This is a genomic window from Larkinella harenae, assembly GCF_054780515.1.
The window spans coordinates 1-24521 of record NZ_BAAGWE010000015.1; the positions used below are offsets into that span (position 1 = coordinate 1).

Sequence of the window (24521 nt, forward strand, 5' to 3'; positions counted from 1 at the left end):
GCTTTTCTTACACGAATAAAACTCAAATTCTAACTGGTACACTACAACCGACATAACCGCTTGCCATGGTGGCGTCGTTTGTTGTAAGATGATTCGGCTTGCATGGTCATCACGCCAAGTTCCTACAGCGGCCGCGCCATCCGACCGGGCAAACCAAGTCTCCCTGCGCTCCGCTTTGGCGTGGCTCATGAAGTTCGGAAAGGGAGGCGAGATGGCATTGTTGAATGAACCTAACGGCTTACTATGTAAATGATTGGGGCTGAAAAGGTTAAAGAGTAATATTATTACAAGATATGGGGGGGTATGGGTAATAAAATTACTGTACCCCTTTCTAGAACGCGCCCCTAGCCTTTCTTTCATTTCCACAGAATTCCGTTGTTATAAAATTTCATGGCACCCTTGAAATAAGGCTTGAAATCAAGGTGAATTTGGGTCATTATTCACCACATGGAATCGTTTATCATCCTCGTCCTGGTTATGTTTTTTTACTTTTTGCCCGCGCTGAACGCCTGGCAACGTAAACACCGTAACCAAAACGCCATTTTATTGTCCAATATCCTGTTTGGGTGGACGATATTGGGGTGGCTGATCTGCCTGATCTGGTCCGTGACCGACAATGTCAGATCAATTAATTGATAAAAAAATGGGTGGCCCCAGGAAAGGGGCCGGCCGTAAGAAATCGTTTGACGAGCCCTGTAGACGGGTTCGTCTGCCGGAAAGACTGCTGGAGCGATTTAACGCCTGGCTGAAAATGGAGATTGAAAACCAATGCCCTGTAGTGGATGCCAGCAACGAAGAGAGAAAATCAGACAATGGATCGAAAAAATCAAACAAAAACGGCTCCAGAAAGCCCAATTGGAGACGATTGCGGAATCAGCGCCGACGCAGCCTATATCGGGAGCTGCATCCTCGACCTCGCCGGCGCCATCCGAGAGTTAGCATTGACCCAACAGGGTGATTCCCTGGATGGCCCAGCGGAAAATCCGCAGTACGATATGGCGGGGAACAGGATCTCATGAAAAGCGCGCGCGTTAAAATCGTTAATGTCAAATACAAGCAGGTCGTCCGCCCCCGCAAGTTTGATCATAACCAGGTTTTTTCCGACGCGAAAAAGGACTTGGATGCGTTGCTCAATGAGACGGATAAAAAGCCTGTGGCTTATTTCCTGTGCGTTTTTGGCGAGCAGCGGGGCGAAATTTACCGGGCCTGGCACATTCCACCGAAAAACAATGTCATTTCCTACGCGGAACTGCCTGACATCCTCTACAACATTGCGTTGAGGGGCTGATGCCTGACTTACCCAAGACCCACGGGAAATTAGCCCATTCGGCCCGGCGCCATGTCGATCCCAAACAAGTCCGCAACAGTAATGAAATGGGATACACCTACCGCTGGCAGAAATTCCGGCTGGCTTTCCTGCGCAAACATCCGCTTTGCATAGCGTGCCAAAAAAAGGGTATAGTAACCGCAGCCACCGATGTGGACCATGTGGTACCGCACCGGGGCGATCCGATTAAATTCTGGGCCGGGCCGTTTCAGGCCCTTTGCAAGCCCTGTCACAGTGCCAAAACAGCAAGAGGTGGGTAATGAACGGCGCAATATTGTACTTGATGGTTGGCCTGGTCTTGGCCCTCTATACCAGTTGGCTGGATAACGAGAAGAAAATTCGCTTTATGGAATTCGGTGTAATTATATTCCTGTGGCCGTACTTGATGTATCTGTGTGTTAAGGATAAATAATGGCCCGCCATCCGCAGACCAGAGAACTGGCCAAATTCAAAGGCGCCGATCGGAAGAATCCGCAGCGGTATAAAAAGGATGTGCCCGTCAACCCTGAGCCGATTGGCGTTCCCGCTCATTTGTCAGAAAAAGCCCGCGCCGTTTTTGCGGAACTCAAGTCCATGGCGCTGCCGGGCGTGCTGACGGCCTCGGATGGCCCTATCTTCGAGATCACCGCCAATCTACTGGCCGAATACCGGGCCGATCCCGAAGCATTTCCGGTCGGAAAATACACGCATTTGATCGGATGTCTGGCCCGTTTGGGTATGTCGCCGGCCGACCGTCAGAAGTTGGGAACGGAAAAACCCAAAAAAGATAATGACTTTGATGACTTTTAATGACCCCATCCGAACGAGCCCTCCAGTACGCTAAGGATGTTGTGTCCGGGAAGATCCCGAACTGCAAGTGGGTCAAGCTTGCCTGTCAACGGTTTCTGGATGACCTTAAAAAGCAGAAAAAGAAAGACTGGCCGTATCACTATGATGCGGTGCTGGCCGACCGTGCGGTCAATTTCATGGAGAGAATGCCCCATACCAAGGGCAAATGGAGCGCGGCGCGGCAAAACCTGGTCTTGGAACCCTGGCAATGCTTCATTGAATGCAACATTTTCGGCTGGGTCAGCAAGAAAACGGGCAAGCGACGGTTCCGGGTTGTTTATGAAAAAATCCCACGAAAGAACGGGAAATCCGCCAAAATCGCCGCACGGGGTATTTACCTGTTCTGCGCCGATGGGGAGGCTGGGTCCGAGGTGTTTTCCGGGGCGACCAGCGAGAAACAGGCCCATGAAGTGTTTCGTCCTGCATGGATGATGGTCAATAAGCTCGAAAAGCTGCAACAGCGGTTTGGAATCAGCCAGGCCGGCAACAGCAAAAACCCCGGCACCATGTTCGTCATGGACGACATGTCCAAGTTTGAAACCCTGATCGGTAAGCCCGGTGACGGTTCTAGTCCCCATGCCGCCCTGATCGACGAATACCATGAACACGACACCGATCACATGGTCGATACGATGCAGACTGGTATGGGCGCCCGCGAACAGCCCCTGCTTTGCATCGTTACCACGGCCGGCAGCAACCTGGGCGGCCCCTGCTACGAAATGGAGCAGGACATGCAGCGTATACTACAGGGCGTTAGCGAGGATGAGACGGTGTTTGCCATCATGTATGGTATTGATGAGACCGACTCCTGGGACGATCCAGCCAGCCTAATCAAGGCCAATCCGAACTACAACATCTCGGTATTTGGCGACTTCCTGCTGGCGCAGCTCGAACAGGCCCGCCGCTCCGCCAGCAAACAGAACGCGTTCCGGACTAAGCACCTCAACGAATGGGTGGGTGCCAAGACGGCCTGGATGAACATGGTGGCCTGGCAGAACCAGCGCAAAGACATGGTCATGGAGGATTTTAAGGACTGTTTTTGCCATGTTTCGGTCGATTTGGCCTCCAAGAAGGACGTGGCGGCCGTCGATGTGACCTTTGAGAAGAGCGGCCACTATTATTCGTTTAAAAAGTTCTTCGCTCCGGAGCAGGCGGCGGAAGAAAACGAGAAATATATGGAATTTGTCTCCGATGGCTGCCTGGAGCTGACCGATGGCGCCATGATCGACCAGGAAGCGATCGAAGACTATCTGGAATACTTACGTAAAAATTTCAAGGTCAAGGATTTTGCCTTTGACGAGTGGCAGGCGGATTACATGATGACCCGTTTGATGAGCAAGAAATTCGAGGTGGTCAAATACCCGTTCAATACCCGGCATGTTTCGGAGCCGATGAAAAATCTGGAAGCCCTGGTGATCGACGGTAAATACTGGCACGACGGCAATAAGATGATGAACTGGATGATGAGCAACGTGGCCGCCAAGCTGGATGTGCGGGGCAACATTTTCCCTAATAAAGCGCGTCCCAATGACCCGCGATGCAAAATTGATGGGGTGGCCGTGGCCATCATGTCGATCGGTCGCTGGATCACCGAGGACGAACCGGAAAAGCAATTCAGTATGTTTTTTGTCGGTTGATTTATTTTCCAATTGTTGCTAGAATCCGGTCGTCAGGGATGTAGGACCCCCAGGTATCACCACGGAGCATTGGATGCAAAACCGGGCCTACAGTCTATTGACGGTCAAAAAAGTTGACGAAGAACTGCGGATTATTCGCGGTATAGCTACGACACCCCAGACCGATCGCGTTGGTGATGTTGTCGATCCGTTGGGCGCTGAATTTAAAAATCCCTCCCCGCTGTTGTGGATGCACCGGCATGATCTGCCGGTGGGAACGGTCAATTTCGGCCAGCCCACCAAAGACGGCATTCCCTTTGAAGCCCGTATTCCGAAGGTAGAAGAGCCCAGCGGGTTGAAAGCCCGCATTGATGAGGCCTGGGCCTCGGTCAAATCAGGTCTGGTGCGCGCGGTTTCTATCGGCTTTCGCGCATTAACCGATCCCCAGTATATTCAGGAAACTGGGGGATTTTTGTTCTCCAGCACTGAAATTTTAGAGCTTTCTCTGGTAACCGTGCCCGCCAATAGCGAAGCGACTATCCAGATGATCAAGAGCATAGATACCAAAGCCAGGACCGCGTCCGGTCAGACGGCTTTGGATCACATCGTTGCACCCTCGTCCGGCGCCCCGGAGAAAAAAACCGTCAAAATTACCCTAACGCCCAAGGAGGGCCGAATGAATATTAAAGATCAGATCAAGTCCTACCAGAACGAGCGTGCCGCCAAAGCCGCCCGCATGGAAGAGATCATGAAAAAATCCGCCGAAAGCGGTGAGACGCTGGATGTTGCCCAGGAAGAAGAATACGATGGCCTGGAAAAAGAAATCGAAGCCATTGACAAGCACCTGAATCGCCTGGCCACCCTCGAAAAAACGCAAATGGCGAAAGCGGTGCCCGTCAATGCCGATGAAATCGACAGCACGGACAAAGCCAACCTGGCTCGTCTGCCCCACGCTCAGGTCACGCTGAAATCGAAGCTGGAACCCGGTGTGGCCATGGCCCGCGTCGTCAAATCCATCGGTATTGCCAAAGGCAACCTGATGGCCGCCGCCGAGATCGCCGCTGCCAATTACAAGGAAGACAACCGCATTCAAAACGTCCTGAAAGCGGCTGTTGCGGCCGGTAGCACGACCAATGCGACCTGGGCCGGCAACCTGGTGAGTGAGGAAGGCGGCGTTTACGCTGATTTCGTCGAATTCCTGCGTCCACAAACCATTCTGGGCAAATTCGGTGCGGGTAGTATTCCGCCACTGCGCCGTGTCCCGTTCCGCGTGCCGCTGCTGGGCCAAACGTCCGGTGGTCAGGGCTACTGGGTGGGTGAAGGCAAAGGCAAGCCGGTCACCAGCTTTGACTTTGCCCGCACCACGCTTGAGCCGACCAAAGTCGCTAATATCGCGGTGGTAACCGAAGAATTGCTGCGTGACAGCAGCCCTTCGGCCGACATCCTGATCCGTGACTCGCTGGTTGCCGCCCTGCGTGAACGCCTGGACATCGATTTTATCAATCCGGCGAAAGCGGCTGTCGCGGGTGTTTCCCCAGCTTCGATCACCAACGGTGTCACCGCCATTCCATCGACTGGCACGACTGCCGACGACATCCGTTGCGATATCGCCGCGCTGATGGCCAGTTACATCGCGGCTAACAACACACCGACCACCGGCGTGTTGATCATGAACTCCACCACGGCCCTGGCGTTGTCGCTGCTGCGCAATCCGCTGGGTCAGAAAGAATTTGGCGGTATCACCATGATGGGTGGCGATCTGGACGGTATTCCGGTGATTGTCTCCGAATACGTGCCTTCCGACACGACCGGCTCCATTGTGGTCATGGTCAATGCTCAGGATATTTACCTGGGTGATGAGGGTGGATTCCAGGTCGATATGAGCCGCGAAGCGTCCCTGCAAATGGATAACGCCCCAACGCAAAGCTCGGTGGCGACCGTGACGCCTACGACCGTTGTCAGCCTGTGGCAGACCAATAGCGTTGGTTTCCGCGCGGAACGCACCATCAGCTGGGCCAAACGCCGTCAATCGGCCGTTGCCGTTCTGGAAGGCGTCAACTGGGGCGCTTGCGCTTAATCGTTCGATCATGTAAAGTGTTTCAGGGCTGGCTTACCCCTTTGGCCAGCCCTGATTTTTATTAGATGGGAGTTTTCTATGAGTAAAAAGATCACCTTTACCCGAAATTTCCGCTCTTATCGCAAAGATTCCACCGCCGTCGTCGATGACAACACCGCCAAAGTGATTATCGCTCTGGGCGCAGCAAAACTGACCTCGGTGAAAGGCGATAGTGCATTTACTAAACCGGAACCGATCACCGTTGAAAAGATGCCACCGGCTATTGAGACGGCCCCAGTGCTGGCGGAAACCCCACCGGAGGCCCCCGCTGAATTGGATCAAAAGGAAGAAAGCGCAGCGGATTCCCCTGTTGAAGATACGGCACCAGTGACTGAGCAGACGCCTAAAAAACGCGGCCGGCCGCCGGCAGAGAAAGCTGAAAAGACGGAATCGGGCAAAAAATACAAAAATCGTATGCTGACCAGTGAATCCGCTAAAGGCAATGAATGAAACCGTTGTTGATCTGCATTGCGTTGGCGCTGACGGGTGTTATTAGCATTACGTTGGCCGCCTATCTCTTGCTGGGTCTGCCGGCCGCTTTGGGGTCACTCGGTCTTTTCTGTTTGAAGGGTAGCCAATTGCTTTCTCGGGGATTAATCAATGGCTGAAAAAGGGTTGCTGAGTGTCATTGAGCGTTCTCTGGCATCCCCGCACGGGAAATCCCCTGCTTACGTCGATAATCGCGGGTGGTCTTCGCTTATTCGGGAATCCTTTCCCGGCGCCTGGCAACATAACATCGAGGTGCGCCGGGACAGTGTGCTGGCCTTTCATTCCGTTTTTGCGTGTATAACCCTGATTTCGTCCGACATCGCCAAAATGCGGCTTAAGTTGGTCCAGGAAGCCAACGGTATCTGGCAGGAAATTCCCAAAACGAATTATCAGGTCCTGGACCGGCCTAATGGCTATCAGAACCGCATGCAGTTTTTTGAAAGTTGGTTAATTTCCAAACTGTCGCGCGGCAACACGTATGCGCTCAAAGGCCGTGACCGAACCGGGAAAGTTACCTCTCTTTACATTCTTTCGCCAGACCGGGTTATGCCGTTGGTTACGCCCAGTGGCGATGTTTATTATCAGGTGTCGGCCGATAACCTTACCGGGATCGAAGATCAGGTGACGGTCCCCGCCAGCGAAATTATTCATGATCGTTGGAATTGTCTTTTTCACCCGCTGGTTGGCCTGAGTGCCATTTTTGCCTGTGGTTTGGCAGCTGTGCATGGCCTGAAAATTCAGGCAAACAGCACCAAGTTCTTCCAGAATATGAGCCGCCCCAGCGGCGTCTTGACCGCACCAGGCGCTATTGGAGATGACACGGCGCGCCGGCTCAAAGAACACTGGGAGGAAAATTTTAGCGGTGATAATATTGGCCGGGTTGCGGTTCTTGGGGATAACCTGAAATACGAGCACATGTCCGTGTCGGCGGCTGAGGCGCAACTGGTTGAACAGTTGAAAATAACCTCTGAAATCGTCTGCTCCACCTTTCACGTGCCCAAGCACAAAGTTATTGGCGATCCACCCTCCTACAACAACATCGAAGCGTTGGACCAGCAATACTACAGCCAGTGCCTGCAAGTGCTTATCGAAGCGGTGGAGTTGTGTCTGGACGAGGGTCTGGACATGCCAGCTCATATCGGTATTGAATTTGATCTGGACGGGCTGATCCGAATGGACACCAAAACGCAGATTGAAGCGCTTTCAACGGCGGTTAAAAGCGGTATTTATACGCCCAATGCGGCCATGCGCAAGCTTAACCAGAAGCCGGTTACAGGCGGGGATACCGTTTACCTGCAACAGCAGATGTATAGCCTGGAAGCCTTATCCAAGCGCGATGCCAAAGACGATCCTTTTTCCAAGTCGAACAGCCGGGCGCCTGCATCCGATCCAGATACGATCCAGGAGCGCGATTTGACCCGGCTTGCCGATTTAATCAATAAAGAATTTGAAGGGGTTCGGTATGGATCTTCCTAGTGTTGCCAAGGCGATCGTGACGTCGGTAAAAACCTATGTCGATGAGCGAATCGCAGACATTGTGACCCGTTTGGATAATTTTCCGCACCCCGAAAAAGGGGAAAAGGGCGATCCAGGCCAATCCGTAGACATGGATACCGTGGTTAAAATGGTTTCCGATGCTGTTGAACAAATTCCGAAGCCCGAAAATGGCAAGGATGGCCGGGATGGTATAGATGGAAAAGATGCCGATCCCGAGCTGCTTAAACAGATGGTCCACGAAGCGGTAACAGCTTTGCCCGTGGCTCAAGATGGCCGTGATGGGGTGGATGGCAAGGATGGTCAAGATGGCCGCGACGGCGTGGATGGCAAGGATGCTGACCCCGAGTTGATTAAGCAATTGGTTAGTGAAGCTGTTGCTGACATTCCGCCGGCCCAGAGCGGTCGGGATGGCCGCGATGGGGTAGATGGCAAGGACGCCGATCCGGAACTAATCAAAACGATGGTTAGCGAAGCGGTAGCGGCGATGCCTCCCGCCAAAGACGGCCGCGATGGGGTGGACGGCAAGGATGGTCAGGATGGCCGCGACGGTGTGGATGGGAAAGATGCCAACCCCGAGCTGATTAAGCAATTGGTTAGTGAAGCTGTTGCCAATATTCCCTTACCGAAAGACGGACAGGATGGGAAAGACGGTCAAGATGGGCGCGATGGCCGGGATGGCAAAGACGCCGATCTAGATCATATCAAAAAACTCGTTTCTGATGTGGTTGGAGCGCTGCCGCCCCCCCGTGACGGGAAAGATGGTCGGGATGGTGTTCCGGGGCAACCGGGTCGGGATGGGTTGCCGGGCGAAAAAGGCGCTGATGGCAAGGACGGTCAAAATGGCCGCGACGGCGTGGACGGAAAAGATGGGCTGGGATTTGATGATCTATCCCTGGATTTCGACGGCGAGCGGACCATCACCTTTAAATTCTCCCGCGGAGAACAGACCAAATCGTTTGCCGTGTCGCTGCCTGTTGTCATTGACCGGGGCATCTATAAAGAAAGCCAATCCTATGTTCGTGGCGACGGGGTGACCTTTGGGGGCTCCTTCTGGATTGCCCAAAAAGAAACGGCCGGAAAACCCCAAATGGGCAGCGATGACTGGCGCCTGGTCGTTAAAAAGGGCCGGGATGGGCGCCATGGTGAGAAAGGCGATCGAGGTGAAAAGGGTGAAAAAGGCGAAAGCTACCGTGATCAAAGCAAAATGGCCTTGGGGATTGTCTAATGGTCATGCTGGTTTCCCTTCAACAGGCTTCGGATCATTTACGGCGTGATACGACCGATGATGACAGCGATTTGGAATTGAAAATCCATGCCGCATCGGCGGCGGTGATCAATTACCTGAAAGCGGGAGCCACCTTTCTGGACACCAGCGGCGGCGTTCCGTTGGATACGAGCGGGAACCCTGTGGGCGTGCCCTATGAAGTCCAGGCGGCGGTGTTGTTGATGCTGGGGGTGCTGTACCGTGACCGGGATGGCCAGGAGATGAGCCAGTGGGAACTGGGCTATTTGCCGCGCCCGGTGATGGCGCTTTTATATCCGTTACGCGATCCCGCCATGAGTTAAGCCCATGTTAGCAGCCGGCCGACTCAGACACCGCATCACCATTCAAAGACCTGTTTATGAACAGGATTTGAACACCGGCGCCATGAACCCGGTGATCTGGCAGGAGGTGGCCAAAGTGTATGCGGCGATTGAGCCCTTATCGACGCGTGATTTTATCGCGGCCCAGGCCGAACAGTCGAAAATTATTGCCCGGATCATCATTCGATACCGGGAAGGCATTACCGCCGATATGCGCGCGCTGCATAACGGAAAAATCTACGTTTTTTCGGCTCCCCTGGCCGATAAAGACAGTGGTCTGGAGTATTTGACCATACCAGTGAGCGAAGGAGTTCGGGATGTCTAATGTGTTGTTGCCAGCTCCGCGCAAAAAGAAAAAGAAGCTCCAGGACATGGGTGACAGCACCCATGCCCCCGTTTTTTACATTGAAACCGTATCGACCGCCAACGCTTCCGGCGATGTGATTCTGCCGGGTCCCCATGGCACGTATAAACGGCTGCGTGATATGGGGGATGGCACGCACGCCGAAGTCGTTTTCCTGTCCACCGGGCGCGACGAGGGCGCCGATATTCTGTTGCCATCCGAGCGGGGCACCTATCGCCGTCTTGAGAGCATGGCTGGCGGAACCCATGCCCGTGTTTTGAGCGACATCGATGCCAACCCGCCTGGCGGCGATACGGTGTTACTGCCGACGGCACGGAAAACGTTCAAGAAGCTGAAAGATACGGGCACCGGTTTTAGCGCCGAGGTCCTGTTTGGTGTGTCCAATTCCTCGGCCAGCCCAGCCGGGGATGTGCTCATTCCCTCGGAGCGGGGTTCGTTTCGACGCCTGCGCGATATGGGCGATGGGACCCATGCCGAGGTGGTGTATTCGCCCGCTTCGCTGCCTTCGCTTTCCTTTGATTGGTCAACGACTACCTCGCTGACCAGTCCACAGGGAATTACCCTATTGTTCAGCCGCGCCAGCGGGGCGACGATATTCGATGCGAACAGCAAGATCATTTTCGGTCCGGAGAACCTGATTGCCAACTCGGGTTTTACAGAAGGCGTAACCGGTGCCACTCCAACGGGATGGATCGACCGGGGTTCAACGTCGAGCGTTAAGACGCCGGATGGTTCCGGTGGATTCGTTGATCGCATTACGGTGGCGGCACCGGGCAGCGTCGGCTCGACAAACGATACGCGGTATGGTTTCACGAACCTGCTGGCTGGCATAAGGCATACGATTTCGTTTGACATCAGCCTGGCACCAGGCAGCGTCTCGGGTTCGATTATCTTGCTGATGGCTGGTCTTTCGCAAAGCATCAACCTGACTTCGACGACCAAACAGCGCGTATCTTTTCAGATCACGCCGACGCTGGCCACGCATTCGCTGTTCTTCGGGTCGAACACCACACCCGGCATCGTATTTGAGATTGCCCGCATTCAGTTCGAGAGAGGCACTGTTGCGCGCGCGTACAATCCGACGACCTCCGGGCCGTACTTTGGTCCCCGCTGGGACACCCATCCGCTTACAAAAACGCCTCGTGGCGTTCTGATCGAGCCGCAATCGACGAACATCCTGCTGTGGTCGCAGGACCTGACAAACCAGTCCGTCTGGGGTCGCATCAATATCACGCCGTCACAGGTTGCCATCGCCAATCCGCTCGACTTGCCGACTGTGACGAAACAGGTGGAGACCACGGCCAGCGCGCAACATCAGTTCAGTTATGGCGTTGCAGCAATCACCGCCAATACGACATACACAGGGTGGGTTATTGCTAAGGCCGCCGAACGCAGCCGGATGTTTCTGCAATTTTCGAGTGTGGGCGCATCCTGGGGCGGTGATTCTAAATCCGCCATCTTCGATCTGAGCACAGGAGCCATCGTCAATACGGTGGGCGCGTCGGTTATTGCACGCATGGAGCCGATCGGTGATGACTGGTATCTGTGTGCGATCACGGCCACCACGCCCGGATCGGTCACCGTATCGGGCGTGAACGTCGGGAACGTTCAAGATGGCACCACTATTTCCTATACCGGCGATGGCGTGTCCGGCCTGTATGTGCTTTGCGCGCAGATGGAAGCGCACCAGTGGCCCACCTCCTACATCCCAACGGCGGGATCGACGGTCACGCGCGCCATTGATCGTCTTTACACAGCGATCAATCCACTGTGGTACAATCAGGGAGAGGGAACGGCTTACGTATCGTTTGTCCCGCGCTCCAGACTGTTCAACCGTGGCATTTTTTCTTTCAGTGACGGCACAGCCAACAACCGGGTCGATGTCCGGTCGATCGACGCACAAACGTTCATCACGGTTGGTGGCGCGGGTCAGTCGGCCCCGGCAACCACTACCCTGACCGAAGGTATGCTGGCAAAGGTGGCCCTTGCATTCAAGGCTGGCGATACGGCGCGTGCGGCCAATGGCGTAGTGGCCAAGGCGGCGCCCGCGCAGATACCCACCAATATCTCCCTGTTTCAGCTGGGCAACGTTGATAATCTCAGCACAACGCAGGCGCTGTTCGGCTGGATCAGAGAATTCGCATACTACCCCACGCGTCTTTCCGACGCACAGATCGCTGAGATGACCAACATCCCTGTGGCGACGTTTTTCGGGGATTCTATCGTGGCCGGTACGGGCGCCGCACCCGCCACGGTCTGCCGCTGGACGCGCCTGCTTTGCGATGCGATGGGCTGGGTGGAAAACAACAAGGGCTTGGGCGGCTCAACGCTATCGAAACGCACTCCCGTTAACCCGCTGGGCACAACCAACATGGTGGACCGGATTTCGGAAATCCCGGCTTTCACAAACAAGGGCGACAAGCTGGTTATGGCGTTTGGCATGAATGATTGGGGTGTGGCCGCAGCGGCTTACACGCCCACCGCGTTTGTCCAGGATTATCGCACCGTCCTCAACCATGCCATCACCGTCAAAGGCTGGCCACGGTCCAGCATCTACCTGGTTACGCCATCCTATCCGGCCGACGCGGCATTTGCGTTCTATGCCGGCATCAACGGGGGCAACACGCCGACGCGCGCCAATATCCAGCTGTTCACCCAGGCGACGCTGAATGTGGCATCCGAGTACAGCGTAAAGAGCATCAATATGTATAACCCAATGGCCGTGACACCGAGCATTGCGACGTATCTGCGCACGGACGGCGTTCATCCGATTAATAAGGGCCACGCATTGATGTATTCCATCGCAAAGGCGGCTATGCAATGAGAGACTTTTACCTGAAATTCAGCGATCAAAGCGAGTTTATGGCAGTTTATGGCAGTTTAGAGCTGCCCAACATCGTCCTGATCGGCAAAATTCCGGGCAAAACGGGTTTTCACGTCAATGTCCGTTCGCCGGAATTGCCCCCGCAGCTGGTCCCCTTTGTGCTGGAACCGGCTCCCGAGACTCCTTTCAGCGTGTGGCTGTAAATGACCACGTATGTGATTTTGGCTACCGGCCAATCGCTGACGGAGGCGGATGTCGAGCATGTGCGAGGAAAGTCCACCGTGATTGCCGTATCGGATGCGTACCGGTTAGCCCCCTGGGCCGACATGCTGGTGTCCAGGGATACGGCCTGGTGGACGCAACATCCCGAGGCAAAGGCTTTCAAGGGTCGTAAAATCAGCTACCACGACGATCATCGGGACATTGAACAGATCCGGCCCATCGGCGCGCCGGTAAGCTGCAACAGCGGTCTGTATGCCATGTTCATTGCCCGCGACCTGGGCGCATCGAAGATCATTCTGTTGGGCTTTGACCTGCACGGCACGCATTTCTTTGGGCCGCACCCAGCCCCGCTGAATAACACGTCGAAAGAGCGGTTTGCTCATTTCATTCGGCAATTCCGGTACTGGCGCGGGCCGGAGGTAATCAACTGCACCCCCAACAGTGCACTGACGCAATTCCCTTACCAACCCTTACGAGAGGTCCTATGAAAACGTTTTCCGGCCGGCGCGCTTCCCAGAACGAAGCGGAGCTAAACAGCTTTATCGGCTATTTGCAGCGCGCCAACGTGAAATCCTACCTGGAAATCGGCGCCAGACACGGTGATACGTTCCACGAGGTCATGAGCCGGTTGCCGGTGGGCAGTTATGGCCTGGCGGTGGATATGCCCGGCTATCTGTGGGGTAATTTCAAGTCCCGCGAATCGCTGCGCGCCGCCGTCAAAGACTTGCGGGACAAAGGGTATGATTGCCATTACCTGTTTGCCGACAGCCAGCAGCTGGATACCGTCGAAAAAATCCGCGAGATCGCCGCTTCGTTACCGGGTGGAACGGGGTTTGACGCCCTGTTGATTGACGGTGACCACACCCTGGCGGGCGTTACCGCCGACTGGAAGAATTACGGCGGCCTGGCGCCGATTGTGGCTTTCCATGACATCGTCGGCACGGGCCAGTATGAGAAAGTGCACCACAATCCGGTCGAGGTGCCCATTCTCTGGGAGACGATCAAGCGGAATCACAAAACCCTCGAATTTGTGGATAAGGACAGCAAAATGGGGATTGGCGTATGTTCACGGTAATTTCCTCGCCCCGTGCAACACACCAGCTGATCCATCAGCAAGCGATGCTGGACGGCTTGAAAACGCTCGGAATTGCGGCTGTGGGATCGTACAGCGAAACCCACGTCAAGACCGAGCATGTGGCGTGCTGGGGCTGGCGCACCGGGAAGATCCTGCGGGAAAAGGGCCATCATGTGCTGGTCATGGAACGCGGCTACCTGGGCGACCGGTTTCGGTACACCTCCCTGGGCTGGAATGGGCTAAACGGCCGTGCGGTGTTCCCTCTGTATGCAGACGATGGCGGCGAACGTTTTCGGTCCATGGCAGAGATGAAGGAATGGGCGCCACCGGGGCATGGCAAATACATCCTGTTGATGGGACAGGTTCCCCATGACCAAAGCCTGGCTGGCCGCGATCTGATGCCGTGGTACGTGGAAACAGCCCAGCGAGCCGCCGAATTTTATCAGTTACCTGTTGTTTTTCGGCAACACCCGGATCTAACGAAAAAGGGCCTGAACCAACAACCGTTGCATGTTCAGACCTCGCACCGAAGCATGGAAGAGGATTTGGCCGGTGCCGCCCTGGTGATTGCTTACAACAGCAATTCGGCGGTCGATGCGGTGCTGCACGGCATTCCGACGCTGACGTTTGACGAGGGCGCCATGGCCTGGCCGGTAACCGGTCACGCGATTGGGGAGGAGTTTTGTCCGGATCGCCGGCCATGGGCGCACGCGCTGGCTTGGAAACAATGGGACATCGACGAAATTCGCAGCGGAAAGGCTTTGTCGGGCCTGCTGAGTATGGTATGATCGGGTATGGAATTTAAAGCATCCGATGCCAATAACAAAGCCCTTTTAAAGGCGATGCAAAAGCTGCCCCGCACGATCCGAAACCGGGCCTTGCGCAAGGGCTTACGCGCCGGTGCCGAAGTGGTCAAAAAACGGGCGTCGGACAATGTCCGGTCGGTGACCTCGGACGAAGCCACCGGTTTGCTGGCCTCGAAACTGGTCATTCGCGCCCGAAAACAAACCCGAACCGCTTTGGGCGTGCGCGTGGCCATTGGCCGGGGGACGGCTAAAAACGGTGCCCGGATCGGCTTATATGGATCGGTGCTGGAATTTGGAAAAGAAAACCAGCCACCCCGGCCCTGGCTGCGCCCGGCGGCCGATCAAAGCGCCTCGCAGGTCTTGTCGGTTTTGGTCCAGGAATCGTCGCGTTACCTGGATGATGCGGTGGAAGATGCCAAGAGAGGTACATGATGATCCCTAAATTATTTCCCGTTCTGCTGGCCAGCCCGCCGGTCACGGCCTTGTTGGGGTTAAATCCGCTGCGCGTTTTTCCCTGGGGCGAAGCGCCGCAAAACGTCGCCTATCCCTACGCTACCTATGGCGTTTTCAATGGCGTTCCTGAAAATTACATGGACCAGGTGCCGGACCTGGATCGCCTGGGCACGCAGGTCGATGTGTGGGCTAAAACCTCGGAAAGCTGCCAGCAATCGGCCGTTGCGATCCGCAATGCCCTCGAACCGATCGGTCACATGACATCCATTTCCAATATGGAAAGAGACCCGCAAACCAAGTCGTACCGGCTTCGTTTGGAGTTCGATTTTTACACAACGCGTTGACAGTGATTTCGGTTGGCGGTATGCTGTAGCCGCATTTGACCTTGAAAGGAAAGGGCGGCTACATGGCACTGAAAACACAGGGAACCCATCTCTATCTTATTGACCCGGATGCCGTTGGCGGCCCCGACGTGCTGACCATCGGTTGTGTAACGGCCGTCAATGGAATTGAAGCCACCCGCGAACAGTTGGAAACGACCTGTCTGGATAGCCCCGCCCGCACGTATGAAGCCGGTCTGGCAACGCCGGGTCAGATGACCTTCACGATCAATTTTGACCCCGCTGACGAAAGCCACGTCCGGATTTATGAACTGTGGAAAGCCGGCACGAAATTCGAGATGGCCCTGGGGTACAGCGACGGTACGGCGGTTCCAACCGTTGATACCAACGGGATGTTCGATCTACCACCGACGCGCAGCTACCTGGTGTTTCACGATACCTACATTGCCAACGTGCCGCAGGATCTGGCGCTGAATGCCCTGGTGACGGCGAACGTAGCGGTTCAGCTGTCTGGTTTCCCTGATTTGTTTAAGAAAGCCTAAACATGTCGATCAAAGAACTGGCAAAAGATTCTTACGTATCCGGCCAAAAACAGGTGGTGGTAAAATCCGGCGAAAAAGAGTTGACGTTATATGTCAACGAGCTTGGCTTTATGCAGGTTCACAGCATCTATGCCGCTGCGAGGGCTAAAAACGAAGAACCCCTGGTTCATATGGTCGTGCAGTCTGTTACCGACAAAGATGGCAATCGCTTTACCTACCCGGAAGTGCTGCGGCTGAAAAAAGAAGTTGCTGAGCCGATTTTTGAAGCGGTGATTGAGGTCCAATCGCTGGGCGGTGAGCGAAAAAACTAACGGCCGCCGACGAATTCTGGTGCGAACTGGCGCTATCGCTCGGCGGAACAATTTCGGAACTCCAGGCGCGTATGCCGATGACTGAATATGCGGTATGGTGTGCCTATCGTGACAAATACGGCCCCATGCACGATGTTCGGAAATTTGACCGTCCGGCTGCTTTGATCGCGATGATCCTTAACCGGGTGCATGGCGGAAAGGCAACCATGAAGGATTATATGCCCTGGGGCCAAGAGGAAAAAGAAGCGACGATCGAAGACCTGATCGCGGAATTTGGTGGAGTGAACATTGGCAAGCAGTCTGGGTAGCATTTTTGTTGATCTGCTTGTCGGCACCAGCAAATTTGATGCGGGTTTGCGCGGCGCCTCGCGTTCCGTTCAGAATGCCACTGGAAGCTGGAACAGGTCACTAAATAGTGTCGCCACCAACTCCTTAAACCAAAGCTTTCAGCGTCTGGCCGGTTTGGCTGCGGCCGCGTTCTCCACGCAAAAAATCATTCAATACTCTGACAGTTATCGGCAGCTCGAAAGCCGGCTCAGCCTAGTGGTCGATTCCTCGGCTCAATTGGAGCAAAGCCAGCGTGAGCTGTTTGCAATTTCCCAGCAAAACCGGCAGCCGTTGGAAGACACGATTGATGCCTATGCACGCTTAAACACCAGTCTCACAGATAGTCAAAAAGCGCATACAGACCTGATTCGATTTACGGATCTGCTTTCGAAAACCCTGTTAATATCTAAAACCAATGCGGCTGGCGCGGCAACGTTTTTGCAACAGTTCGGTCAAGCAGCATCCAGTGATTTTAAAGCGATTGGGCAGGAACTACAGACATTCTCTGATCAGAACCCCAGGTTCTATGAAATTTTACGAGACGAAGCCGCACGCTACGGAAAAAGCCTGAGGCAAATGGCGAAAGATGGAGAGCTTTCTTTCCAATTTGTATCCGACGCTATTTTTAAGGCATCTGATTCCATTGAAGCCGATGCAAGCCGGGTCAGCACCACGGTCGGAAAATCGTTTACGCAATTAAACAACTCCCTGTTGTCGTTCATTGGAAACAGTGAAGATATTACACGGGCTACCGGCTTGATCGCTTCCGGACTGGAAGGTATGTCGGAGGCCATCGACCGGGCGAATGAGAACGGCTTATCGCTCAAAACTACCGTTGTCGGTTTAACGGTAGCACTTTTAGAATTTTACCAGAATGCCGTTTCCAAATATGCCAGTGGTTTTGAATTGCTGGGCTTTGATACGTCGAAATACAAAGAGCGCGCGAAGGACATCCAGGATCAGATTGACCGGATTGGAATGTTGCTGGACGAAGAACAGCAACTGAATAAGGCGCAAAATGCACCCAAGCCGACGCCAAGACCTAAACGTCCCGACCTCCCTCCGGCAGTGGATGACAAAGCCGTAAAAGCGGCACTTAAGGCACAGAAAGAACTCGATGGCCTTTATCAGCGCAATGAGACGTATATCACAGGTCTGACGCAGGAAACACTTCGTTACAACGAAGCGATGGGCGAACTGGCCACCCTGGTCGATAAAGGGCGTATTTCACAGGAACAGTATTACACCGCTTTGTCCAACCTGGATGCGGAATACGATAAAGCGACCGAAAAAGCGAACATCTGGGCGTTCGATGTCGAAGCGGCCACCAAACGGGCGGCCGAAAACGCTCAGGATACGCTGGCCGATTTCCTGTTTGAGCCGTTCGAAAAAGGACTGGATGGGATGGTGCTGGGCTTTGTTAACGTCCTGCGCCGGATGGCCGCCGAAGCCGCCGCTTCCAAAATCCTGAGCACATTATTCGGGAAAGCGGAGAATCCGCTGGGCAACCTTTTCGGAAAAGTGTCGAGCAGCTTGCCTAGCCTGAGCCTGGGTAGCCTTTCGCTACCAAAATTCGCCGAGGGTGGGTTTTTACAGCCGGGCCAGTGGGGCATTGCCGGCGAGCGCGAAGCCGAACTGATTTATGGAGGTCGCAACGGCATGACCATCGTGCCCCCCGGAAAAATGCAGGGATCGGGCGGTAACACGTATTACATTGATGCACGCGGCGCCGATCAGGGGGCGGTGCGCCGGATTGAGCAGGCCTTGCTGCTTTCGGCGGGGCCGGGTAGAGTCGAACAGCGCGTATCCGAGGCCCAGATGAGAGGTGAACTGTGACCACACCGCCGCTAGTGACCCTGCCCGATGGCTGCGCCGCCAGCGTGGTGATGACGATGACAACGGCCGTATCAAGCACGCAAAGCCCGTTTACGTTCGAAACCCAGGATTTTCTGTGGCCGGGGGAGATGTGGTCGATCGAGTTTCGGTTGCCTTCAATCATGAGCCGGGCACTCGCCTCCGAGTGGATCGCGTTCAACCTGGCGTTGCGGGGCAGCTTTGGCCGCTTTCTGATGGGTGATCCGTCGGCCAAGCTGCCCCAGGGGTCTGTTTCCGGCCCCGGCGCCGTGGATGGCAATTACCAGCAGGGCCGCGTTTTGAACGTCAAAAACCTGACGCCCAACGTCTCGGGGATTCTCAAAAAAGGCGATTACCTGCAAGTGGGCGCCGGTTTTACGGCCCGCCTGCACATGGTGCTCGAAGATGCCGACACCGACAGCGCGGGCCGCACCTCTTTGATCATTGCACCGGAACTGCGGTATGCCCCGGCGGACAACAGCGCCGTGATCTTTCACAACCCCGTAGGCCTCTTTATGAAGACCGATAATTCCTTTTCCTGGGCCGTCGATACCGGAAAGGTATACCGCCTGGGGTTCACTGCCGTGGAGGTCGTCGGTTCCAATGCGTAACATCACCCAGGACATGATTGATGAGTTTTCGGGGCCGACCGTCGCGCCGGCCCTGTTGGGTGAGTTTTACTTTGATTCCGGTTTTATCGGCATGTGGACCGGGATCGGAACGCTCACCTGGGGTGACAGGCAATTTCTGGGCGGCGGCAACTTCATCGGCATTTCCCCCGTCAACGAAACCCAGGATCTACAGGCCAAAGGCATTACCCTGTCGCTCAACGGCATTCCCTCCAGCCTGATTTCGCTGTCGCTGAACGAGCGCAGCCGGGGCCGGCCATTTCGGCTGTTCCTGGCTTCTGTTTCCAGCACACGGCGCGTGGCCACCGAACAGGAACCTGGGGTGGTGCTGACCGAGGATGGCGGCGTGGTGCTGTTGGAAAACCAGTTGATTGACTCGCCGTACCGCATCTTCTCCGGTTTAATGGATGTCATTGAGTTCACCGACAACGGCCAAACCGCTGATATCCGGATGTCGGTTGAAAATGCCCTGATCATCGGCCAGCGCGCCAAAGTGGGCCGTTACACGCCCGAAGATCAGAAAAAGCGTTTTCCCGGTGATAAAGGACTTGATTTCATTAACCAGTTGCAGGACAAATCAATCGTATGGTGAGACGCGATAACTGGCCGATGCTCTACAGCCAATACCTCAGGGAACGGATGAAAATGCCGTTCCAGTGGGGCGTGAACGATTGCATGAACTTTGTCGCCAAAGGCGTGGAAGCCATCACCGGCGAAGATTTTTTCACCCCCTTCATCGGTTACGACACGGAAGAAACCGCCCAGGAGAAACTGGATGTCCACGGTGGCGTTATTGGCATCATCAGCGCGGTGCTGGGACCGGGCCACCGGCAATCCATGCAGGCGCGCCGGGGCGATGTAGTCATTGTCAAGATGCCGGACATCACCGGGGGGTTGGTGGACGACAGCGGAAACCGGATTGCCCTGGTCACCAAAAATGGCCTGATCCGGGTTCCATTGAGCGCCGCCTGGCGCATATGGAGTTATTGAGATGCCACCTGTCATCGCTGGCGCCGCCTTATCTGCTGTTGTTGCCGGCACGACCCTGGTCGGGGGTGTTTTATCGGTTGGATTCAGTTTGGCGACCTTTGCCGGCTCGATGGTGCTGGGTGGCCTGTCCTACGCACTGACGCCCAAGCCCAAGAAGCAAAACGTCTCCTACGGGGTGCAAACCCAGAACGTCGCGGTCCGCCAGTCCGACCTGACCCGCATCCGGGTGTATGGCCACATGCGCGTGGCGCGCGGTTTTGCGCACATGGAAGCCACCGATGTCAACGGCAACCTGCACCAGATCCTGATCCTGTGCGATGGCCCGATCCGGTCGATCAATGAGATCTGGATGGATGATTACGCCATTCCGTCCGACTGGCTGGATGCGGACGGCAAAGTGACGCAAGGGCGCTACAAGGACTTTCTGACCATTCGCAAGCACACCGGCAGCGTGTCCCAGACGGCGGATGCGCTGGCCGTGACCAATATTCCGGGCTGGACCAGCGATCACCGTTTGCAGGGGATTGCCTATCTGTATCTGATCCTGAAAAAAAGCCAGGACGTGTACCCCAATGGCGTGCCCAACGTCACGGCCCTAGTCGAAGGGCAGGAGCTGTACGATCCCCGGATTGGCGGCAACCGGTTTACCACCAACGTGGCCCTGATGGCGACCGATTACCTGCGGGACGGGGAGTATGGCTACGGGGTGCTCGACGATGATATTGATATGGTCAATGTCGCCGCCCAGGCCAGCATCTGTGACGAAATTGTCACCACCCAGGCCGAAGATGCGCCGATCAAAAGCATTGATGCCGTCACGAACCGCATCACGTTGAACGGCGATTTGCTGCGTTTTCAGTTCGGGGACCGCGTCGAATTACTGGTCAGCGGCGGAACGGCGCCCGGCGGCCTGGCAACCGGTGTTTCCTATTACGTGATCCCGTATCAGATCAAGGATACGCCCCGGATTTTGCTGGCCACGTCACTGGAAAACGCCCTGGACAAAACCGCCATTGACATCACCTCAGCCGGCAGCGGGACGCTCACGATCCGCAAGACCGGTGAACCGCGTTACCACGGTTCCGGGGTGATCGACACGGAAACCGTCCTGGCCGAAAACACCAACAACCTGGTCAATTCGATGGCCGGCCGCGCGGTCAATGTCGGCGGGTTCTGGACGCTGCTGGCGGGGGCTTACCGGGCGCCGTTCATGAGCCTGGGCATCGGCGACATCCGGGGATCGGGCATGGCTTTCAAGAATGCCCTGAGCATGTCGGAGTCCTTTAACGTGGTGAAAGGGCTGTTTATCAGCTCGCTGAACAATTTCCAGCCGTCCGACTATCCGGCGACGGTGTATGGGGAATTTGTCACGCAGGATAATGGCCTGGAAGCCCCCAAAGACATTAACCTGCCGTTTACCAACCGTCCGACCACGGCCCAGCGCATTGCCAAGATTGAGCTGTTTCGGGGCCGGCAGGACATTGTGTTCAGTGCCGACTTTTCCATGAAAGCCATCCAGCTCCAGCCGGGGGATACGGTCGAACTGGACATTGCCCGGCTGGGATGGGCGGGGAAGGAATTTGAGATCACGCAGTTCGGCTTTGATACCAACAATGGCGGCTTGATTTGCCGCTTATCGCTGCGGGAGACGGCCGAAGCCATTTATAACTGGGAAAGCGGCGAGGCCATCACGTATGACCCGGCACCCAACAGCAACCTGCCCAATCCCTTTTTGGTCGGGGGCGTCACCGGTCTCAGCTATTCCAGCCGCCAGGCGGGTACCGTCGAGGGGGATATAGTTTATTCGATGGTCATCAGCTGGAATCAGCATCCCGATGCCTTTGTTCGGGAGCATGGGAGTATCGAAATCCAGTTCAAGAAATCGGCTGACACCGACTGGCTTCCTTCGTTTTTGGTGCAGGGGCGCCTGACCTCGACGGACGCCTTTACATCGACCGTCAACGTGCCCTACGACATTCGGGTGCGGGCCATGAATAACCTGGGCGTTCGATCGGCCTGGAATTACCTCTATGGCGCCGTTGTGGGATCGTCGGGCGGGGTAACGGAAACGCTGGATTACGGTCTGGTGAGCGAAACAGCATCCGTTTTTGTAGACCGGGGATCGGTCGATGATACGGTTTCTGCTTTCGAGGACTGGGGATATGTGGTATAGGGAGTTATCATGGTAGCGACACAAACGAAAATCCGCCGCGGCACGGCCGCCCAAATCGACAGCATGACGCCCGCCGATGGCGAGGTGGTCTACGACCAGACCAATGACCGGCTGCGGGTGGGCGATGGCGTCAAACAGGGGGGCTGGCATCAGGCGTCCGCCACCGATATTCAGCATGGCCGCTTGAACACCGGGGTCGCAGTCGGTGCCGCCAATGCCTTAACGCTTACCTTAAGTCCGGCCTTATCCGAACTGAACGATGGAACGACGGTCCGCATTAAAGCCTCTGCGGATAACACCGGGTCAGCCAGCCTCGATGTGAATGGATTGGGAGCGGAAACCATCCAAAAATTCACCGGTACCAGCCTGGCCAACCTCAGCGGCGGGGAGATCGTTACCGGCAATTATTATACGCTGATTTTCAATGGCTCGGTCTGGGTGATGCAGGGCGGTGTCGGCGGCGGCGCCAGTGGCGTGGTCACGACGGTCTTCACCAGCAACGGCACCTGGACTAAACCGGCAAACCTGGTCAGTCTGGTCGTTGAGGTTCAGGCTCCAGGACAAAATGCAAATCGTGTGCAACTTGTCAATCAAGGCAGTGGTGGAGGGTATGCAAAAAAGACCTATCAGGCTTCCGATTTATCGGCAAGTGAAAATGTTGTGTTGCCTCTTCCGAATTGGACATCTGTTACCGCATCCTTTAAGGGAATATCTTGCAAAAATGATGGCACTGCGACGGGAGGGGATATAAATATCCCCGCTCGGGGCGGAAATTCATTCATGGGTTGGTCGGGGGATAACGCCATCAACATCAATGCCACTGGATACGGGGGCGGTGGGGCGTCGAATTCCCAAACTTTCCAAAATGGCGTGGGTTCAAACGGAATCATCATTCTTACGGAATACCGGAGCTGATCATGGCTGGTGATTTAAAAATCTCTCAGTTTACGCCGGGTGGCGCGGTTCAAACCACGGACCAGCTTGCTGCCAACCGGGCGGGAAATAATACCATTGTTTTTGTGGGATCGGCCGCTGCACTTGATGTGGGGCTGGGGCCCGATGACATCCCCACCAATACGATGGTGCCATCGACCATTGCCAACACCTTGCAGGGCACATCCGCAACCAGCAACACGATTGGACTGGGCGCCAAGTCTTTCGTGACCCAGGCCGGAAAATCGTTTGAAACCGGCCGGTCGCTGTTGATCGTGTCAGATGCCAACCCCACCGGCCGACGTATGACGGGGATCGTAACCGATTACGATACGGAGACGGGGGATCTGGATATTACGATCCAGGGGATTACCGGTTCGGGCACATTCACCGACTGGATTATCCGGGTTGCGGGGGATAAAGGCGAAAAAGGGGATAAGGGCGATCAAGGGGATCAGGGACCACCGGGGACCGGCGCGGTTAACAGCGTCAATGGTGAGACGGGGAACGTTGTCCTGGATGCCGGCGATATTGGCTTTACACCCGGCGGAACGATTTCGGCCACGACTGTTCAGGCCGCAATCGCCGAAGTGGGGAGCGAAAAAGCCCCTTTGAGTGGCGGTGGGTTGACTTCCACCACCGTCAATGGGGTAAACCTTCAGTCGGGTGGAAGTGCCGCCAAATTCCTCAATGAAGCGGGCGCTTATGCCGATGTGAACCAAAACCCGCTGGGCAAGTTTCTGGGTTCTTTCTCTGCAACGAACCAGTCGGTGCTTAATATTACCGGGGTCATTACTAACGCATACACCAAGTACATGCTGGAGTTTGTCTCGGTTGTTCCTATCACCAATAATGTTAACCTGCTTGCCAAAATATCCATTAACAACGGGACGAATTGGCTGGCGGGAACGGGCTATTACAGTGCCCAGGGTTCTTCGTCGCCAACGGCTTCCACCCAGGGCGGCGCCGATGCCGCCGCAAACTTTTTCCTGCTGGGGGCCATGGCTAACAACAGTGGTTTCCATGGCCGGATTTATTTTTCAGCTTACAACAACCTTTGCACGTTCTTCGGCAGGGGGTTCAAAATGGCCAATGGAACCGTATCAGCCTCGGTGCATTTGGCGGGTTACAACTTTACCGGCAATGTAAACGCATTGCAGATTTATGCGTCCAGCGGTAATATCTCTGGTGTCGTCCGCGTGTACGGGTTGGAATAACAG

The 24521-nt window shown here is 55.3% G+C and carries 30 protein-coding genes; 29 read left to right on the forward strand and 1 reads right to left on the reverse strand.

Annotated features, from left to right (window positions below):
- On the reverse strand, positions 1-360 hold a 360-nt coding region (locus ACYVH9_RS29715), incomplete at its 3' end, for a hypothetical protein (RefSeq protein WP_460640090.1).
- Between the two features lie 117 nt (positions 361-477).
- Between ACYVH9_RS29715 and ACYVH9_RS29720 the strand changes: the two genes are divergently transcribed.
- The 29 genes from ACYVH9_RS29720 to ACYVH9_RS29860 all read left to right on the forward strand — a co-directional run bounded on the left by ACYVH9_RS29720 (position 478) and on the right by ACYVH9_RS29860 (position 24518).
- Positions 478-636, forward strand: coding sequence for a superinfection immunity protein (locus ACYVH9_RS29720; protein WP_460640091.1), 159 nt, complete (start codon positions 478-480; stop codon positions 634-636).
- A 379-nt stretch (positions 637-1015) separates the two neighbouring features.
- A complete protein-coding gene (locus tag ACYVH9_RS29725) occupies positions 1016-1288 on the forward strand; it encodes a hypothetical protein (RefSeq protein WP_460640092.1) in 273 nt (90 codons plus the stop codon).
- Positions 1288-1587: an HNH endonuclease gene (locus ACYVH9_RS29730; RefSeq protein WP_460640093.1), complete on the forward strand. Its 300-nt coding sequence runs from the start codon at positions 1288-1290 to the stop codon at positions 1585-1587. Before ACYVH9_RS29725 ends, ACYVH9_RS29730 begins: the two co-directional genes overlap by 1 nt.
- A 151-nt stretch (positions 1588-1738) precedes the next feature.
- Entirely contained in the window at positions 1739-2116 is a 378-nt protein-coding gene (locus ACYVH9_RS29735; RefSeq protein ID WP_460640094.1) for a hypothetical protein, read from the forward strand.
- Complete coding sequence (locus tag ACYVH9_RS29740) at positions 2116-3792, forward strand: terminase large subunit (RefSeq protein WP_460640095.1); 1677 nt, start codon at positions 2116-2118, stop codon at positions 3790-3792. Before ACYVH9_RS29735 ends, ACYVH9_RS29740 begins: the two co-directional genes overlap by 1 nt.
- Positions 3793-3865: 73 nt before the next feature.
- On the forward strand, positions 3866-5848 hold the full coding sequence (locus ACYVH9_RS29745) for a phage major capsid protein (protein ID WP_460640096.1): 1983 nt from the start codon (positions 3866-3868) through the stop codon (positions 5846-5848).
- A gap of 78 nt (positions 5849-5926) precedes the next feature.
- Entirely contained in the window at positions 5927-6337 is a 411-nt protein-coding gene (locus ACYVH9_RS29750; protein WP_460640097.1) for a hypothetical protein, read from the forward strand.
- Positions 6334-6495: a hypothetical protein gene (locus tag ACYVH9_RS29755; RefSeq protein WP_460640098.1), complete on the forward strand. Its 162-nt coding sequence runs from the start codon at positions 6334-6336 to the stop codon at positions 6493-6495. The genes ACYVH9_RS29750 and ACYVH9_RS29755 overlap by 4 nt, the downstream gene beginning before the upstream one ends.
- Positions 6488-7852 (forward strand): phage portal protein, encoded by a 1365-nt coding sequence (locus ACYVH9_RS29760; protein WP_460640099.1) that lies wholly within the window; start codon positions 6488-6490, stop codon positions 7850-7852. The genes ACYVH9_RS29755 and ACYVH9_RS29760 overlap by 8 nt, the downstream gene beginning before the upstream one ends.
- Entirely contained in the window at positions 7839-9098 is a 1260-nt protein-coding gene (locus ACYVH9_RS29765; RefSeq protein ID WP_460640100.1) for a collagen-like domain-containing protein, read from the forward strand. The genes ACYVH9_RS29760 and ACYVH9_RS29765 overlap by 14 nt, the downstream gene beginning before the upstream one ends.
- Before the next feature lie 5 nt (positions 9099-9103).
- Positions 9104-9439 (forward strand): head-tail connector protein, encoded by a 336-nt coding sequence (locus tag ACYVH9_RS29770; protein ID WP_460640101.1) that lies wholly within the window; start codon positions 9104-9106, stop codon positions 9437-9439.
- 4 nt (positions 9440-9443) lie between these two features.
- A complete protein-coding gene (locus ACYVH9_RS29775; protein ID WP_460640102.1) occupies positions 9444-9782 on the forward strand; it encodes a phage head closure protein in 339 nt (112 codons plus the stop codon).
- Positions 9775-12645: an SGNH/GDSL hydrolase family protein gene (locus ACYVH9_RS29780; RefSeq protein WP_460640103.1), complete on the forward strand. Its 2871-nt coding sequence runs from the start codon at positions 9775-9777 to the stop codon at positions 12643-12645. The genes ACYVH9_RS29775 and ACYVH9_RS29780 overlap by 8 nt, the downstream gene beginning before the upstream one ends.
- On the forward strand, positions 12642-12848 hold the full coding sequence (locus ACYVH9_RS29785; protein WP_460640104.1) for a hypothetical protein: 207 nt from the start codon (positions 12642-12644) through the stop codon (positions 12846-12848). Before ACYVH9_RS29780 ends, ACYVH9_RS29785 begins: the two co-directional genes overlap by 4 nt.
- On the forward strand, positions 12849-13355 hold the full coding sequence (locus ACYVH9_RS29790; protein WP_460640105.1) for a hypothetical protein: 507 nt from the start codon (positions 12849-12851) through the stop codon (positions 13353-13355).
- On the forward strand, positions 13352-13942 hold the full coding sequence (locus ACYVH9_RS29795) for a class I SAM-dependent methyltransferase (protein WP_460640106.1): 591 nt from the start codon (positions 13352-13354) through the stop codon (positions 13940-13942). The genes ACYVH9_RS29790 and ACYVH9_RS29795 overlap by 4 nt, the downstream gene beginning before the upstream one ends.
- A gap of 44 nt (positions 13943-13986) precedes the next feature.
- Positions 13987-14730 (forward strand): hypothetical protein, encoded by a 744-nt coding sequence (locus ACYVH9_RS29800; RefSeq protein ID WP_460640107.1) that lies wholly within the window; start codon positions 13987-13989, stop codon positions 14728-14730.
- 6 nt (positions 14731-14736) lie between these two features.
- Positions 14737-15180, forward strand: coding sequence for an HK97-gp10 family putative phage morphogenesis protein (locus ACYVH9_RS29805; RefSeq protein ID WP_460640108.1), 444 nt, complete (start codon positions 14737-14739; stop codon positions 15178-15180).
- Complete coding sequence (locus tag ACYVH9_RS29810) at positions 15180-15545, forward strand: DUF3168 domain-containing protein (protein ID WP_460640109.1); 366 nt, start codon at positions 15180-15182, stop codon at positions 15543-15545. The genes ACYVH9_RS29805 and ACYVH9_RS29810 overlap by 1 nt, the downstream gene beginning before the upstream one ends.
- Before the next feature lie 62 nt (positions 15546-15607).
- On the forward strand, positions 15608-16084 hold the full coding sequence (locus ACYVH9_RS29815; RefSeq protein ID WP_460640110.1) for a phage tail tube protein: 477 nt from the start codon (positions 15608-15610) through the stop codon (positions 16082-16084).
- A gap of 2 nt (positions 16085-16086) precedes the next feature.
- The gene (locus tag ACYVH9_RS29820; protein ID WP_460640111.1) at positions 16087-16395 is read left to right on the forward strand and encodes a hypothetical protein; all 309 of its coding nucleotides are present in this window, start codon (positions 16087-16089) and stop codon (positions 16393-16395) included.
- A gap of 77 nt (positions 16396-16472) precedes the next feature.
- Complete coding sequence (locus ACYVH9_RS29825; RefSeq protein WP_460640112.1) at positions 16473-16703, forward strand: phage tail assembly protein T; 231 nt, start codon at positions 16473-16475, stop codon at positions 16701-16703.
- Positions 16704-16857: 154 nt separating this feature from the next.
- Positions 16858-18558 carry a tape measure protein gene (locus ACYVH9_RS29830; protein WP_460640113.1) on the forward strand — a complete coding sequence of 567 codons (1701 nt, stop codon included), beginning with the start codon at positions 16858-16860 and terminating at the stop codon, positions 18556-18558.
- A 56-nt stretch (positions 18559-18614) separates the two neighbouring features.
- Positions 18615-19187 carry a hypothetical protein gene (locus ACYVH9_RS29835; protein WP_460640114.1) on the forward strand — a complete coding sequence of 191 codons (573 nt, stop codon included), beginning with the start codon at positions 18615-18617 and terminating at the stop codon, positions 19185-19187.
- Positions 19180-19797 carry a hypothetical protein gene (locus ACYVH9_RS29840; protein ID WP_460640115.1) on the forward strand — a complete coding sequence of 206 codons (618 nt, stop codon included), beginning with the start codon at positions 19180-19182 and terminating at the stop codon, positions 19795-19797. The genes ACYVH9_RS29835 and ACYVH9_RS29840 overlap by 8 nt, the downstream gene beginning before the upstream one ends.
- Complete coding sequence (locus tag ACYVH9_RS29845) at positions 19791-20195, forward strand: DUF6950 family protein (RefSeq protein ID WP_460640116.1); 405 nt, start codon at positions 19791-19793, stop codon at positions 20193-20195. Before ACYVH9_RS29840 ends, ACYVH9_RS29845 begins: the two co-directional genes overlap by 7 nt.
- 88 nt (positions 20196-20283) lie before the next feature.
- Positions 20284-22368 carry a phage tail protein gene (locus tag ACYVH9_RS29850; protein WP_460640117.1) on the forward strand — a complete coding sequence of 695 codons (2085 nt, stop codon included), beginning with the start codon at positions 20284-20286 and terminating at the stop codon, positions 22366-22368.
- Between the two features lie 9 nt (positions 22369-22377).
- Positions 22378-23283, forward strand: coding sequence for a hyaluronate lyase N-terminal domain-containing protein (locus ACYVH9_RS29855; protein ID WP_460640118.1), 906 nt, complete (start codon positions 22378-22380; stop codon positions 23281-23283).
- Positions 23284-23285: 2 nt separating this feature from the next.
- Entirely contained in the window at positions 23286-24518 is a 1233-nt protein-coding gene (locus ACYVH9_RS29860) for a hypothetical protein (RefSeq protein ID WP_460640119.1), read from the forward strand.
- Positions 24519-24521: the final 3 nt, after the last annotated feature.